Genomic DNA, 15,726 nt, shown 5'->3' with positions numbered 1-15,726 from the left:
GCAATAATCATGTCTATCACAGTTACTGGTTGGTTTCGCTCATCGGCAGCGGGTACCTTGACCACACATCGTCATCCGGACGGTCTATCGGTAGTGTATTCAGCCTTTGATACCGGCGAACATCTATCCAGCGGTGACCTTCCATGAACAGCGAATACCGGCGCTCATACAGCAGTTCGTTGATAAGGGCAGGGGAGGTAACAGCATCGCCATAAACGGGAAGATTGTGAGAGGTCCTGATCCTGTTGATGGCTACGATGGCGTCCGGGAACTGAGCCAGCTGTATTTTGGCTTCGGCATAAATCAATATCAGCTCTTCATTCCGGATAATGGAAATAGGGCTGCTGAGGCTGGGCCAGAGATTCAGATCCCGGTTGCTGGTCAGCCCTACGCTGCTGGCAGCGGAGGTACGTACGGCCGTTTTATTCTTACGGTCGTCCGTTGGCAGGATGTCAGCGATAAAAGAAGGATGCGCCACCCTGATTTCACCGGTGGAATTGGGTTGCAGATACATGGGGTTTACCAGGTCTCCGCCATTGGTGGAGAAAGTGCTGAATACACCGTTATTGAAAGCACCATTGAGGTCGAAGAAGGACTCATTCAGCGCAGCCAGTGCTGCTGCCCAATCTTTGCGGTAAATATGCACCCTGGCGGCAATGGCACGGTTGAATTTAATCAGCCCGGCGGCATCTTTAAAGCCGGCAAATCCTTCAGAGAGCGGGAAAATTACTTCGGAACCGGTCAGGTCTGCCTTACCGGCATCGAGGAACTTGATCACGGAATCCATTACTATGCGGGGATTGGTAATGATAGGGCCCAGGTTGGCGTTGTCCGCTACGGGAATACGGGCGCCATTGGAATCGGTCATGTTGATGTTCATCAGCAATTCATAACCAATCAGCGTTTTGGCAAAACCCTGGAAGGCCTTCTTTTGCACATCGCTGGCTACTTCGTTCCGCGTGGTTTTCAGCGCTTCCATCAGGATAAAACACTGACGGGCCACCTGGTAACGGGCGGCAAAAGGGTTGGTGATGTAAAAGGTGTTGTTATCCAGCTGCTTGCTGCCACCGCCGAGCATGTCGGTGGTCCAGCGGGGCTCGGAGCCGGAAAAACGGTACATCTCACGGCCTATCACGCCTACGCCATCGAGATAGGTACCGGCATTGTTACGTAAACCGGATTCGGCGCCGGTCACCAGGTTGAACAGGTCGCTCTTGGAAGGATTGACAACGATACGGCCTACTACGGGCGTATTCAGACTGTTGATCTCATCTTTCTGGCAGGCACTCAGGGCTAGCAGGGCGCCGGACAGGTATATAATCAGTTTTTTCATTTGTTTTCAGTTTTGATGGTCAGATAATGATCAGAAATCGATGCCTACATGGAAACTGGCCCGCTTGCTGGCAGGGAAAGGCATTACGTCTACGCCGGTAGATAAACCATTGCTGCCGCGGCTTTGGGCGGTAGTAATGGTATTGCTGCCGAAGTTGGATACCTCCGGATCATATCCTACGTATTTTGTCCAGGTGAAGAAGTTATTGGCAGAAAGGCCCAACCGGACACCCTTGATGGTTTTGGTATTCTTCAACGGAACATTATAATACAAACCGATCTCACGGATACGGATATACGATGCATCCTGTACATATATACCGGCGCCGCCGCCTGGCCTGTATACACCGGCTTTTTTGCCGTTGATCATGTCATCGTAATCCGGTGAGGTGGCGCCGCCGTCGTTCAGCAACTGACCCAGGTTGATGTTGTCGCCTCCTTTTTTCCAGTGAATGAGGAAACGCAGGGAGAAGTTTTTCAGGAAAGTAAGATCGTTGTAAAAGCTCATCTGGAACTTCGGTTCTACATTACCTACCAGTTTCAGCTGATCGTCTACGATACCCTTGATCTGTGTCACGGGCTGTCCTTCTTCCAGGTAGAAAGTTCCCAGGGAAGCACCAAAAGCGCCAATGGCATATGGCGGAATAATCAGCTTCGTCATTTTTGAGCGGTTGAGCCACCAGTTCACATTGGTGGTCCATTTAATGCTGCTGTTGTTGACGGGGATGGCCGTTAGGCCCAGTTCCACACCGTTGTTGCTAAGGTCGCCACTGTTTTTCCATTCGCTGGCATAACCGGTGGAAGAGGGGATGCTGTGCCTTAACAATACGTCGTAGATGCGTTTGTTGTAATAGGTGGCTTCCATGGATATCCGGCCGTTCAGCAGGCTGAAGTCGAGACCCATTTCCAGTTCCGTTTGTCTTTCCGGTTTAATACCGGGGTTGCCGAGCAGGTTATCCACCAGTACGCCGGGGAACCCGCCGATATTGCTGCCCAGCATGCCGGTGAACTTACTGCCGTAAGGAGGCACGTTGCCGGACTGGCCGTAGGCGATACGTACTTTCAGGTTATCTACCTTGTCCAGGTTCCAGAAAGGCATCTTACTGATGTTCCAGGCAAAGGCGCCTTTGGGGAAGACGTAGTATTTGAGATAGTCGCCGTTATTGGTGGAACGGTCAAAACGTACGCCGCCGCTGATGGTGAAGGCGTCCATGAGTGACAGGTCTTCCTGGATGAACATACCGTTATCGCGGTATTTCTGGCGGAACTGACGGGTGGTGGTATTACCGCTGGCGTCTACGTTGGTCTGACCGGAGACCAGGTTGGTAGCTACGGTAACGATGTTGTCCATGTACCCGGTTTCGAGTGTGGCGCCGGCGGTACTGGTCAGCGATAACTTCTCATGAGGTGTCCAGGTGTTGGCTACGAAGCCTGCCAGGTTGGTATTGGTATTGTTGGTATTACCCTGGATGGAGTGACCTTGCTGGGCTTTTTCCTCAAACTGCAGATCACGCGGAAAAACGGCCATGGTCTTCAGGTTGAAGTAGTCCACACCGGCTCTTACCACCACTTTGGTGGAGGAGTGGTTGCTTTGCTGAAGGCGGTATTCGAGGTTACCACCACCAACGAAACGGTTCACGCCTTCATTGTTGATCATCTTATCGCGGGTTTCGATGGGGTTGGACGCTGCAAACGCGTTACGCGGGTATTCGCCCAGGGCGTTGGGGTGCAGCTCTATAAAGCCCGGTGTGGTAGACAGGGCTACACCAAAAGAAACGCCATTGTTGTCGTTGTTGGTCACGCCTCTGTCGGCGGAGGAGTTAATGTAATTGGTGGTAACGCCTACGGATAAACGATCATTGATTTTATGATCTATGTTCAGGCGGAATGAGTTATTGAAGTAACCGGTATTTTTAACGATACCCTGTTCCTGTCTGCGGTTGCCGGCCAGGTAGAAGGTCGTTTTTTCGGAACCGCCGCTCATAGATACGCCGGTATTGAATACAAGACCGGTTTGACCGAAGATTTCCTTTTCGTAATCATAAATTTTACCGGCCGATTGGGCTGCTTCGAACTGGGCTTTCAGCGCGGCGCGGGCGGCGATCACATCAGGATCGGTGCTGGTGGCGCTGCCACCCAGGTCGGCGGCTGTTTCGGCGGTAAATTTCCGTACGCCGATGAGGTGGCGCACTTTAGAGAAACCCACTTCCTGGTTGAGGGTCACTTTGGTTTTGCCCGACTTACCTTTTTTGGTGGTGATGATGATAACGCCGGCAGCTGCTTTGGCGCCGTACAGGGCGGCGGCGGAAGCGCCTTTGAGCACTTCGATGTTCTCAATATCTTCCGGGTTCAGGTCGGCGATACGGCTGGAAGGGTTGTCCTGGTTGTTGGGGTTGCCGGCGGTAGCGGCGCCGGTAACATCATTGAGTCCGGCGGGGATACTGCTGTTGTTGAAAAAGATACCGTCTACCACATACAACGGCTGGGAGTTGCCAAATACGGAGGTGATACCGCGCATTTTCACGGAGATACCACCACCGGGGGCGCCGGAGTTGGCCGTGATCAGGGCGCCGGGCACTTTTCCGGAGAGGGCTGCGTCGAAAGTCTGGGCCGGCGCCACGCCATTCAGCTCTTTGCCGGAAATGGTGGCTACAGCGTTAGCCAGGTTACTTCGTTTGATATTGGTAGCGAGACCGGTCACCACGATCTCATCCAGCCGGGCGAAATCTTCTTCCAGCGAGATGTTGAGGGTGGTAGCGCCGGGAGCGAGGGCCACGGTCTGCGTTTTGTAGCCGGTGTAACTGACGATCAGGCGGGATACCGTTGCCGGGACGCTGATCGTATATTTGCCATCTACATCGGAAATAGTGCCCTTGTTACTGTTGGGCACGCGCACGGTGGCGCCGGGAATAGGATTGCCATTGGTGGCATCCTTGATCCTGCCCGTGATGTTTTGTTGGGCAAATAAGGCCAGTGTGCTGCATAGACAAAGCAACACCAGCATGCTGGATTTTGGTAGAAGCATAGCACGAATTGGTTTAGATTAAATTGATAAGCAAATCAAGGTTTGGTGGAATTAAAGATTTTGGTGTGGGGAAATATGGCGTTTGAGTTGTTTTTGGTTGAAAAATTGTCTCTTACTTTTCCTGCTGGCGATGAGGGAATGATCAGGCTTTTCAATATCGGGTACACCTACCGGCAGTGGGCTGAAAATGGGCTGTTGTAACTACTTTTCGGCTATTTTGGACGTCAGTTTACGAAAAATCATACGGATTTTCACTTTTTTATTTGACTTATTTAGGTTATATTTTTCTCGTAACTTGCCCCCTGATTATGGAACAATATCTCACTTTATTACAACATATTATCAAGGAAGGCGCCGTTAAAACTGACCGCACCGGTACAGGTACTACCAGCTGTTTCGGATACCAGATGAGATTTAATCTCCAGGAAGGCTTCCCGGTGGTAACCACCAAAAAACTGCACCTGAAATCTATCATATACGAATTGTTATGGTTCCTGAGAGGCGATACCAATATCGGCTGGCTGAAGGAACATGGCGTAAGCATATGGGACGAATGGGCCGATGAAAAAGGCGATCTGGGCCCGGTATACGGTAAACAATGGCGTAGCTGGGAAACCACTTCCGGCGAAGTGATCGATCAGATCAGCATCGCCCTGGAAACCATTAAAAAGAACCCGGATTCCCGCCGCATTATTGTCAATGCCTGGAATGTGGGCGACCTGTCCAAAATGGCGCTCAGTCCCTGCCATTGCCTGTTTCAGTTTTATGTAACACCGCCGGATACCGCCAAAGGTGAAACCAGGGGAAAACTCAGCTGCCAGCTTTATCAGCGCAGCGCCGATGTATTCCTGGGCGTACCTTTTAACATCGCTTCCTACGCCCTGCTTACCATGATGATGGCACAGGTATGCGACCTCGATGCGGGCGACTTTATCCACACCTTCGGGGATGTACACCTGTACAGCAACCATATGGAACAAGCACAGCTGCAACTGAGCAGAACACCTTTCCCGCTGCCGGTAATGAAAATAAACCCGGACGTGAAAGACCTGTTTGCATTTAAATATGAAGACTTTGAGCTGGTGAACTACCAGTTCCATCCGGCTATTAAAGCACCCGTAGCGATTTGATATGAGGGTATCCATTATAGTGGCCGCATCCGAGAATAACGTGATCGGCATCAACAATCAATTGCCCTGGCGCCTGTCTACCGACCTGAAGTACTTTAAAAGTACTACGCTGGGCAAACCCATTGTTATGGGAAGAAAAACATTCGAGTCACTGGGTAAGCCGCTGCCCGGCAGACCCAACATCGTCATCACCCGGCAAACGGACTTCCGGCCGGAAGGCGTGTATGTGGTTGCTTCTGTAGATGCTGCCATAGAGAAGGCGAAAACATTCGAAGGAGAGGAACTCTTTATCACCGGTGGCTCCCAGATATTTGAACAGGCATGGCACCTGGTAAACCGTATCTACCTGACACGGGTATACGCTGTAGTGCCGGGCGACGCTTTTTTCCCCGCCATACATGGCAATGAATGGACGCTGGTGAGCGACGAACGCCATGAGGCAGACGAAAAGAACCAATATCCTTTCTCGTTCCAGGTATGGGAACGTATTCCGTAAAATTTATTTGAAAATAACAGTACCGAGGCCCTGGGTAAGCTCCTTTTCCAGGGCTTTCAGGTGCACCTGCATCTCGAGGCACCGCATGATATGCTCCATCTCAGTGGCTTTCTCGGCTTCCTCCTGGTTTTCCGTGATCAGCTTTTTGATCTTCCTCAGAATAAGGTAGTTGGTGGTGGAAATAGTATCTTTCAGATAGGCATTGTCTCCATAAACGGTATCAATCTCAAATCGCTCCTTCCAGTTCACACTTAAATCCGCTTCTTTGTCTTCCAGTATCAGGGCGGTATACTTGCTCATTTCCTGGTCCTGGTGATACAGGAACCATTTTTTATCAGGCAAACTACCCTCATCGTACAGCTGTTTGTATTCCCGCAGAATACGTTTTACCATCTCGCTGTCTGCCAGCGATTCAAAGTCATAGGGGAGATGGAAAATATAATCGGCTACGGTACTATTCTCTTCTTCACTGAAAGCTTTATCGCCAAAACGCAGCAATATCTTCACCAGCTCTTTTTCCTGCTTTTCGTCCTTGTTGAGCAGTGATGAAATAGACACGCCGGTTTCAGCGGCTTCCATGGCGGCGATGGCTTCTTCGCTCAGCGCATCGTCATCTTCTGCCGGGGCAGGGGTATTACGGGCAATCGCCTGTTCGCGTTTGACAAGCCTTTCCCGGATGTATTTATTTACCAGGGCTATCAGACCCTGTTCGTCGATTTTGAGTAACTGGCTGCATTGCCGGATATAATCCTGCTGCCGGGTGAAATCTTCTGCTTTATCGATCTTGGAAATGGTTTCCGCGATTTCATTGACCAGCTGCGATTTTTTATTGCTGTCGGTGCCGGCTTCCTGCATGCTCAGCTGCAGTTTAAACAGCACGAAGTCCTGCTTGTTCTCTTCAATGAACGTGCGGAAAGCGGCTGCACCGATACGCTGTACATAACTGTCGGGGTCTTCTTTATCCGGCAGCAGTACCAGCTTTACGTTCAGGCTTTCTTCGATGGCCATGTCAAGGCCACGGAGCGCCGCTTTGATACCGGCGCTGTCACCGTCATAGATGATGGTGAGGTTGTTGGTGTATTTTTTAATGAGCCGCAGCTGGTCCTGCGTAAGGGAGGTACCGCTGGAGGCGACCACGTTTTCCACGCCTGCCTGATGCAGGGAGATCACGTCGGTATAACCTTCTACGAGCAGGCATTCGTTGAGTTTATCGATGGAATGCCGCGCGAAGTAGGTGCCGTACAGCACCCGGCTCTTAACGTAGATTTCGTTTTCGGGGGAATTGATGTACTTGGGGGCCCGGTCCGATTTGACCAGGATACGGGCGCCAAAACCGAGGATTTTGCCCGACTGGTTATGGATCGGGAAGATAACCCTGCCCCGGTAGTTATCGGCCGGCTGCTCATTGCGCATGGTCACCAGCCCCGTTTTCTGAAGGTATTCAAGGTTATAACCCTTGGCCAGTGCTGTTTGGGCAAAGGCGTCGCGCTGATTGAGACAGTACCCCAGCTGGAATTTGCGAACGGTTTCTTCAGTAAACCCGCGTTCTTCAAAATAGCTCAACCCTACATTCTGCCCTTCTTCCGAGTTGAACAGGGTGTCTGTAAAGTATTCCCTGGCAAAACTGTTGATAATGAACAAACTGTCGGACATCAGCTGGTGCTGCCGCAGCTCCGGACTCACCTCCGTTTCTTCAATCTCTACCTGGTACTTCTGTGCGAGCCATTTGATGGCTTCCACATAGGAGTACTTCTCATGTTCCATGACAAAGCTGATGGCGTTGCCACTTTTACCACAGCCAAAACATTTGTAGATCTCCTTACTGGGAGACACGGTAAAAGAAGGGGATTTCTCGTTGTGAAACGGACAAAGGCCCATGTAGTTGGCGCCCCGCTTTTTCAATTTCACAAAAGAACCCACAATCTCCACAATATCAATGCGGCTGAGTATCTGTTGTATGGATTGTTGAGATATCACGGTCTGATCAATGCAACTGCAAACATACGGTAATTTCTCCGGAGCGGGAATATGTCAACTTATCAGATAACAAGAAAAGAAGACCTGTATGATTAATTATATATAATTTTATATGATTTTTTGTTTACCTATATCTATCCCTGTATGAATAGACTTTTACTATTGTTTGTTTTGTTTTTTGGGCTGATAAATGGGCGTGCTTTAGCCTCGGCGCCTCCTTCCCCCCAAAAAACGACTGTTGATACCATCAGCATGACATGGTCACGGTTGATGGATTGTACTGAAAACAAAGCTACCTTCCGGTTTAATGTACCCTATCCCTACAGTGATGTGGACGCCTGTACGGTAAACCTGGACGACGGCCAGGGGCAGCTGCCTTACAGTACCGATTGGGTATACAATACCCGGTATCGTTCCGGTGGCGATAAAAAAATCCGCCTTTGGATCAGAAAAAAGGACGGGCATATTGACTCGCTGACTACGGTTATCAATATCGTGGATACCAGAATACTGATATTTGGATATCCGCCCAGGGTAAAACAGGTGATATATCCTTTCCCCTTTATAGAATGCCCGGTTGTACTGGAACAGACAGAGATCGATCACCGCTGGATATTCGAAGGAAAGACTTATGATACCCGTTGTCTGGAGATAAAAGCCCCGGGGATGTATGTCCTGGAATCCACGTCACCCAACTGTGACCGGCGCTACCTGGATACGCTGTATGTAACCACGAAAGGCTATGTAAAAACTGATTTCAATTTAACAGATTCGGCGCTGGTCAATTGTGGTATTGCACTGCTAAACAACCGGTCTCATGGGGCAAACGGAATTGCTGGTGTAAAATGGGTATTTGAGTCCGGTGCAACATCTTCTGCACTAACACCACCACCTTTAAACCTTCATTGGGGCGCTAACCCGGTAAAGTTGATTGTGACTGACAGCATTGGCCAGGTAGATTCTCTTACAAAAGTTATTCTCCGGGAACCTTTTGACAGCAACAGGGTTAGATTGCCACAAGACTCTGCTATCCAGCCAGGAGACACCTTGAGGTTAAGATACTCCCAGCGGTTTTATTGGGGCCCCGGTCAGATGCCGCCGGCTAAAATTGAATGGTCCACCGGCGCTGCTACGGAAGATATTCAGATTACTGAACCCGGGAAATATTGGGTGAAAGTAACCCCTTGTCTGCAAAATCCCTCCCAGGCGTATACTGATACCATGGTGCTGGACAAGTTCCGGTTGAGCTTTGAGTACGATGGCGGTAGTTTGAATTGCAGTTTTTATCCAAAGCTCAACTATTACTACCCGGGTAGTTATTCCTGGAATTTTGGTGATAACTCCACCAGTTATGTAAAAAACGCCAAACATACTTACCAGCGGGCTGGTACTTACCTGGTTACCGCCTATTTTGTAGATGTCAAAGGAAGAAAGGATTCGGCGCAACGTTCTATTACCGTTGCTCCCCTTTCATTGAAGGCAGATTTTAGTTTTGATAACACACAAAACCCAACGCTCCGGTTCACTGGTAATGCAACCACTGCACCCGGTCGTAAGGTGTTGTATGACTGGAATTTTGGAGATGGTACCAACAACGTTACTGCTGATGTAGTCAATCATACCTATGCTGCTTCCGGTGTTTATACAGTGGAGCTGATTGCCATGGATTCCATTACGCAGCAGATGGATACGGTCAGGCGGCGTATAACCGTTTGGCCGGCATTACATATCGAAGGTGATACCATATACAAAGGAATTCCGGTCAACCTGAAAATCAATGCGCCTTTTTATGGAGATACCAGTGTACATTGTACCTGGTACCCTGACTATATAACAGGGCATCAGGCGACCTTTAACAGGACGGATACCTATTGGGCTACTGTCACCGCCCCCGGCGGTTTCAAAAGAACCGATACGATACGGGTCGTTCCCACCACTTTCGGTGATTCGTTCACCACCAAACGTGATACCGATGGTCAACTGACTATGATATTCAACGCCCCGGCATCCACCCAATATCCTGGCACTGCCTATTGGAACTTTGGAGATACTACCCGCATTGACTCCGGTCTGCTGACGAAACATACTTATGGAAAGCCTGGCTACTACCATGTGAAAATGTGGAGAGGAAGTACTCCCGTAGACACGGCTTATCAAAGAATATATATCGCCCCGCCAATAAAAGTAAACCTCGGTCCGGATAAAGTGATGCCGGATACTTTAGTGATTGGCATTTGGGCTGGTCAGATACTGGACTCCTTTTATCGCGCGAACCTACCGGATGTCAGCCTGACATGGTCTGACGGGTCCACCCGTGATTACATCCTTATAACGTCGCCGGGTATTTATACCCTGACTGCAAGGGCCTATGGATTTGTATCGACAGATACGATAGCAATACTGCCGCCGGTGGTGCGTGTTTCGATGAACTATGATGCCAGATCAGGTGATGCGTCAAAAATCTATTTCGAAAATACATCGGTGATACTGAACCCGGCCACCATTACTTGGTCGTTCGGAGATGGCTCGCCGGATGTAACCGGTAATAATAAGGTTGCGCATTCCTTCTCCCTGCCGGGAACATACCAGGTAACGATGACGATCTCCACATACGACGGTTATGTATATTCCACCAGCGAAAAGGTAAAGGTATGGCCGCCACTGGTGCTGGGTACCGATACTGCCTTCACCGGCTCGCCGGTTCAGTTGAAGGTAAATGAACCCTATTTCTCTGATACGACCGTCGCCTGTGTATGGTACCCCGGAGGGGTCAATAGCAAGTCGCTGATCGTCACACAGCCTGGCACTTACTATGTGGAAGTGACAGCGCCTCATTATGTCGGAATGAATAGCATTAAGGTGACAACAGCTCCGTCAGGTCCGCTGGCTCCTCAATTCAATTATGTTGTCAGTCCCGTTAATAAGTTGGACGTGACTTTTACGAATACTTCCGGAAACATGAGCAGTGGGCAGCTCCGTTGTAAATGGAATTTTGGAGATGGTGATACCGCTGTGACCAATGGATGGCAGGCATTGACAGTTACACATCGTTACCGGCAAACAGGCGCCTATACCGTGCGGATGCGGGTGTTTGACAATGGAGGCCGCCAGGGCGATACCACGGCGCTGATTGTTCTCCCCGGAGCAGAAATGGTACCCAAAGCCAACTTTAGTGTCCAACGTGCCAACGATGGCTTATACACTATGAACTTCATCAATACTTCTGTGGTGAAAACCGGCGCAGCAAAGGCTTCCTGGACGCTCGGGGATGGTACTTCGTCCACCAGCTGGCATACTACACATGCCTATGCAACCCCAGGTACATACCAGGTAAAATTGCTGGTAGAGGACAGTCTCGGCTTAAAAGATTCCTTACTCCTCCCTGTACTCATCACACCTCCGATAACACTCAACCTCGGCCCGGATACCGTACTTCGCAACGCTCAACCAATACTGCTGAGTGGTTATAATGCTATCGGCGGTATCATCGATCAGGTTAACTGGCGCTGGTCTACCGGCGACACCACGCATTCACTGCTGGTAACGCAACCCGGTACCTACTGGCTCCGTGCTACCAGGTACGGCTATTCGGTAGCAGATACCATTATCGTATCTGTTCCGGCGCCACTGCCGCCGGTAGTGGACAGCAACGCGCGCATTGTACAGGTAAAAGACAGTGTACCCGTTACCGTGAGCTTCCCTGTTGCCCGTCATGCTGATAACGTATACACCATACAGCTGGCCAATGCAGACAATGGCCCCATTCCCGGAGCCAGGGCTATGGCCGCTGCAGCGCCGGTGGTGACCAACATCGTCAGCTTCGCTTCCACTGATCCGAGGGTAGCGGCAAATATTAAACTGCCGGCCGACCTGCCTTGCGGAAAACAATACCGTATCAGGGTGGTAGCCAGCAGCCCGGCAGACAACAGCGCCTGGTCTGCACCGTTTGAGGTGGTGAATATGCCGGCCATTCCACAGATCGCACAACGCGGCGATACCCTGGAATCTTCTACTGCTGCGGCTTACCAGTGGTATAAAAACGGCATGCCGGTTCCTGGCGCCACCAGCAAGGCCATCCGGGCCAAAGCAGATGGCAGCTACCAGGTACAGGTAAGCGCCGGTGGCGATTGTAACGCTATCTCAGCACCACTGGCCATGATTATCACCGGCCTGGATAACGGGGGACTGACGGTAAGTCCGCTCACGGTTTATCCCAATCCATCTTCCGGTGCGGTTTACCTGCAACTGGAAAAACAACCGGCGCAGCCGCTGCTGATAAACGTGTATAACACCAGCGGCAGAGTGGTTCACAGCCTGCTGATGAAAGACAAACAAGCGGTGCTGGACCTGAGCCATATGCCGAAAGGATTGTACTACGTGCAGGTGAGCGGCAGGGAAAAACAAAAGCCGGTATTAATAAGTATTCAATAAAAACTGGCATTTAAAGCAGGCGGATAACGAATCCCGGGCGATACATTAAACAGCTTTCACCATTTGCTGTTTTTCGCTCAAAATTCGTTAGCCGCCTGCTGTTTTTTCCAAATCAGCTTTCCTTATATTTGGTAGATTATCCAAACAAGCCAAATCAATCTTATTAATCAGATGAAAGAAGTTTTTATAGTAGCTGCAGTACGTACACCCATTGGAGGTTTCAATGGCACGTTGTCCGGTGTTTCAGCCGTAAAGCTGGGCTCCGCCGTTATCAAAGCTGCGCTGGCGCAATCAGGCATAGACGCCGCTAAGGTCAATGAAGTATATATGGGTAATGTACTCAGTGCTAACCTGGGGCAGGCGCCAGCCACGCAGGCCAGTCTGGGTGCAGGTTTACCGAATACGGTACCTGCCACCGGCATCAACAAGGTATGCGCTTCCGGTATGAAAGCCATTATGCTGGGTGCACAAAGCATTCAGCTGGGAGATAATGACATTGTGGTGGCCGGCGGTATGGAAAGCATGAGCCAGGCGCCTTATTACCTGGATAAAGCCCGTACCGGCTATAAACTGGGTCATGGTACCATTACCGACGCTATTATCCGCGACGGCCTCTGGGACCCTTACAAAGATTTCCACATGGGCAATGCGGCGGAACTCTGTGCGGCGGAATACAAAATTACCCGGGAAGACCAGGACGCCTATGCCATTGAAAGTTATCGCCGCGCAGCGGTAGCCTGGGAAAAAGGATATTACAAAAAAGAAGTGGTACCCGTAGAAGTGCCGGGTAAAACAGTGGTAACCGTGTCGGAAGATGAGGACTATAAAAAAGTCATCCTCGAAAAAGTACCTACCCTGAAACCTACTTTCCAGAAAGATGGTACCATCACGGCTGCCAACGCGTCCAATATCAATGATGGCGCTGCTGCCGTAGTGCTGGTGAGCGGAGAGAAACTGAAAGAGCTGGGCCTGAAACCGCTGGCCAAAATCGTAAGTTTTGCCGATGCTTCCCAGGCGCCTGAGTGGTTTACCACTACACCGGTGAAAGCGGTACAGAACGCACTGAAGAAAGCTAACCTGCAAATCGGCGATATGGATTTTGCAGAAGTGAATGAAGCCTTCTCCTGTGTTCCGATTGCCAACGCCAGAGACCTGAACATGCCGATGGACAAGGTGAACGTATGGGGTGGCGCTGTAGCGATGGGACACCCGATCGGTTGCAGCGGCGCCAGGATTGTGGTAACCCTCAATTCTATCCTGCATGAAAATAATGCCCGCTATGGCGTAGCTGCCATCTGTAACGGTGGTGGTGGCGCCAGCGCTATTATCATAGAAAAAGCATAGGGATTTACGGATTTTTTGATTTACGAATTTTGGAATTTAAAATGCAGCGAAGAACTTGTTATATGATGTAATCTTCGCTGCATTTTAAATTCCAAAATTCGTAAATCAAAAAATCCGTAAATCATTCTAATACCAGGAGCGTGTCTTTGCGCATGGGTCCGTAACCCCATTGTACCCGTACGCTGTCCGTTCCTTTTTTAGTCAACCGCAGGTTTTTTACCGTTTCTTTAGGGTTGATGACATCCGGTGTAATTTCTTCAAAAAACCAGTATTTATCCGTAATCAGGCTGTAGGTAGGCGTTGCTGACAGTATGCCGCTTGTTTTGCTTTGCAGGGCATGGTCATCGTCGATCGTATAGCGGCGGAAATCGCTGTCAGACAGCAGCGTGAGCGTGGCTACCAGGGCGAAGATGCGGAAGGGTGGTATAATCAGTCCCACTAACAGGATAAACGGAAAACCAAAAAGCAGCAGCAGGTAGGCGTACCGGGCGTCGGTACCGGGCTTGCTCAGACCGTACAGGATCATGCCGCTGCCGGCATAGAGCGTAAAGAACACCCTTTCTGTCTGCGTGCCCTTAAATCCATACCCATTGATCATCAGGAACAGGCAAATCACCGTAAAAAAAAGAAAGACCAGGTGGATATACCAGGTAAGCGCCAATGCTACCGGCCACTTTACCTTTTTGATTTTAAAGGATAAAGCCGTTAAAAAGCAGATAGTGAGGATGGTCAGCGTTACCATATGTAGTTATTTAGATATTTAATTATTTTAATATTTAGTGCGGATGACTGCAATCGATCGCTCTTTTGCGCATTTAACCCGTTTAATTAATATATAAAAATATTAAAATATAAAAATAATCAAATAAATAAATAACGGGGTTGGGTTTGTCATATTAATTATTAATCCTTTGCTTTTTCATCAACAAACAATATTTTTGCCCTGCCTTACGACAATCAGGCACTTAAACTTTCAAACTTTATTAAGAATAGCATGCGTCAGATAGCTTTCAGACAAGCCTTAAGAGAAGCCCTGCAGGAGGAGTTTCGCCGTGATGAACGGGTATTCCTGATGGGGGAGGAAGTAGCCGAATACAATGGTGCTTATAAAGTGAGCCAGGGAATGCTCGATGAGTTTGGTCCGAAACGTGTGATTGACACGCCGATCGCTGAACTCGGATTTGCTGCCATTGGCGTTGGTGCTGCGCAGAACGGCCTTCGCCCGGTAGTGGAATTTATGACCTGGAACTTTGCAACGCTGGCATTAGACCAGATTCTGAATACGGCTTCCAAAATGCTCGCCATGAGTGGCGGCCAGATTGGTTGCCCGATCGTTTTCCGCGGACCTAACGGTTCTGCCGGCCAGCTGGGCGCTCAGCACTCCACCGCTTTCGAAAGCTACTATGCTAACATCCCGGGCCTGAAAGTGATCTCCGTTTCCAATCCATACGATGCCAAAGGTTTGCTCAAAGCGGCTATCCGCGACGACGATCCGGTTGTTTTCATGGAAAGTGAAGTGATGTACGGCGATATGGGCGAAGTACCGGAAGAAGAATATATCATCCCGATCGGTAAAGCAGATATCAAACGTGCCGGTAAAGATGTGACCATCGTTTCTTTCAATAAAATGATGAAAGTAGCCCTGGGCGCAGCAGAAGAACTGGCAAAAGAAGGTATCGAAGCGGAAGTGATCGACCTCCGCACCATCCGTCCGCTGGACTGGTTCACCATCCTGGAATCTGTGAAGAAAACCAACCGCCTGGTGATCGTGGAAGAACAATGGCCATTCTCCAGCGTTTCTTCCGAAATCGCTTACCGCATCCAGAAAGAAGGTTTCGACTACCTCGATGCGCCGATCCGTCGTATCACCGCACCGGATGCACCGATGCACTACGCGCCTAACCTGGTGAAACTGTATATGCCGGATATCGAACGTACCGTGAAACTGGTGAAGGAAGTAATGTATATGAAGAAATAATCCGGGAATTTAC

The 15,726-nt window shown here is 49.8% G+C and carries 9 protein-coding genes; 5 read left to right on the top strand and 4 right to left on the bottom strand.

The window, feature by feature from the left end; genetic code table 11:
• Window positions 1-22 precede the first annotated feature (22 nt).
• On the bottom strand, window positions 23-1,333 hold the full coding sequence (locus ICL07_RS07635) for a RagB/SusD family nutrient uptake outer membrane protein (RefSeq protein WP_188087327.1): 1,311 nt from the start codon (window positions 1,331-1,333) through the stop codon (window positions 23-25).
• Between the two features lie 30 nt (window positions 1,334-1,363).
• Complete coding sequence (locus ICL07_RS07630; RefSeq protein WP_188087326.1) at window positions 1,364-4,357, bottom strand: SusC/RagA family TonB-linked outer membrane protein; 2,994 nt, start codon at window positions 4,355-4,357, stop codon at window positions 1,364-1,366.
• Between the two features lie 308 nt (window positions 4,358-4,665).
• Between ICL07_RS07630 and ICL07_RS07625 the strand changes: the two genes are divergently transcribed.
• Window positions 4,666-5,487: a thymidylate synthase gene (locus ICL07_RS07625; protein WP_188087325.1), complete on the top strand. Its 822-nt coding sequence runs from the start codon at window positions 4,666-4,668 to the stop codon at window positions 5,485-5,487.
• A gap of 1 nt (window position 5,488) precedes the next feature.
• A complete protein-coding gene (locus tag ICL07_RS07620) occupies window positions 5,489-5,983 on the top strand; it encodes a dihydrofolate reductase (RefSeq protein WP_188087324.1) in 495 nt (164 codons plus the stop codon).
• Between the two features lie 3 nt (window positions 5,984-5,986).
• On the opposite strand, the gene dnaG is transcribed toward ICL07_RS07620, so the two are convergent.
• Complete coding sequence (gene dnaG, locus ICL07_RS07615; RefSeq protein ID WP_188087323.1) at window positions 5,987-7,960, bottom strand: DNA primase; 1,974 nt, start codon at window positions 7,958-7,960, stop codon at window positions 5,987-5,989.
• A gap of 252 nt (window positions 7,961-8,212) precedes the next feature.
• Between dnaG and ICL07_RS07610 the strand changes: the two genes are divergently transcribed.
• The gene (locus ICL07_RS07610) at window positions 8,213-12,391 is read left to right on the top strand and encodes a T9SS type A sorting domain-containing protein (RefSeq protein WP_188087322.1); all 4,179 of its coding nucleotides are present in this window, start codon (window positions 8,213-8,215) and stop codon (window positions 12,389-12,391) included.
• A 171-nt stretch (window positions 12,392-12,562) separates the two neighbouring features.
• On the top strand, window positions 12,563-13,735 hold the full coding sequence (locus ICL07_RS07605) for an acetyl-CoA C-acyltransferase (RefSeq protein WP_188087321.1): 1,173 nt from the start codon (window positions 12,563-12,565) through the stop codon (window positions 13,733-13,735).
• Window positions 13,736-13,856: 121 nt separating this feature from the next.
• On the opposite strand, the gene ICL07_RS07600 is transcribed toward ICL07_RS07605, so the two are convergent.
• Window positions 13,857-14,477 (bottom strand): hypothetical protein, encoded by a 621-nt coding sequence (locus ICL07_RS07600; protein WP_188087320.1) that lies wholly within the window; start codon window positions 14,475-14,477, stop codon window positions 13,857-13,859.
• Between the two features lie 252 nt (window positions 14,478-14,729).
• On the opposite strand from ICL07_RS07600, the gene ICL07_RS07595 reads away from it, so the two are divergent.
• Window positions 14,730-15,713 carry a pyruvate dehydrogenase complex E1 component subunit beta gene (locus ICL07_RS07595; RefSeq protein ID WP_188087319.1) on the top strand — a complete coding sequence of 328 codons (984 nt, stop codon included), beginning with the start codon at window positions 14,730-14,732 and terminating at the stop codon, window positions 15,711-15,713.
• The last annotated feature ends 13 nt before the right edge of the window (window positions 15,714-15,726 follow it).

Origin of the sequence: Chitinophaga qingshengii, from assembly GCF_014529935.1 — a bacterium.
Lineage (GTDB): Bacteria > Bacteroidota > Bacteroidia > Chitinophagales > Chitinophagaceae > Chitinophaga > Chitinophaga qingshengii.
This window is presented reverse-complemented; position numbering and strand designations above follow the sequence as displayed.

Bases quoted from the DNA above. Each gene is read 5' to 3' on its own strand.
- ICL07_RS07605 (WP_188087321.1), top strand. From the start codon at position 12,563: ATGAAAGAAGTTTTTATAGTAGCTGCAGTACGTACACCCATTGGAGGT.
- ICL07_RS07595 (WP_188087319.1), top strand. From the start codon at position 14,730: ATGCGTCAGATAGCTTTCAGACAAGCCTTAAGAGAAGCCCTGCAGGAG.
- ICL07_RS07630 (WP_188087326.1), bottom strand. From the start codon at position 4,357: ATGCTTCTACCAAAATCCAGCATGCTGGTGTTGCTTTGTCTATGCAGC.
- ICL07_RS07635 (WP_188087327.1), bottom strand. From the start codon at position 1,333: ATGAAAAAACTGATTATATACCTGTCCGGCGCCCTGCTAGCCCTGAGT.
- ICL07_RS07600 (WP_188087320.1), bottom strand. From the start codon at position 14,477: ATGGTAACGCTGACCATCCTCACTATCTGCTTTTTAACGGCTTTATCC.
- ICL07_RS07625 (WP_188087325.1), top strand. From the start codon at position 4,666: ATGGAACAATATCTCACTTTATTACAACATATTATCAAGGAAGGCGCC.
- ICL07_RS07610 (WP_188087322.1), top strand. From the start codon at position 8,213: ATGACATGGTCACGGTTGATGGATTGTACTGAAAACAAAGCTACCTTC.
- ICL07_RS07620 (WP_188087324.1), top strand. From the start codon at position 5,489: ATGAGGGTATCCATTATAGTGGCCGCATCCGAGAATAACGTGATCGGC.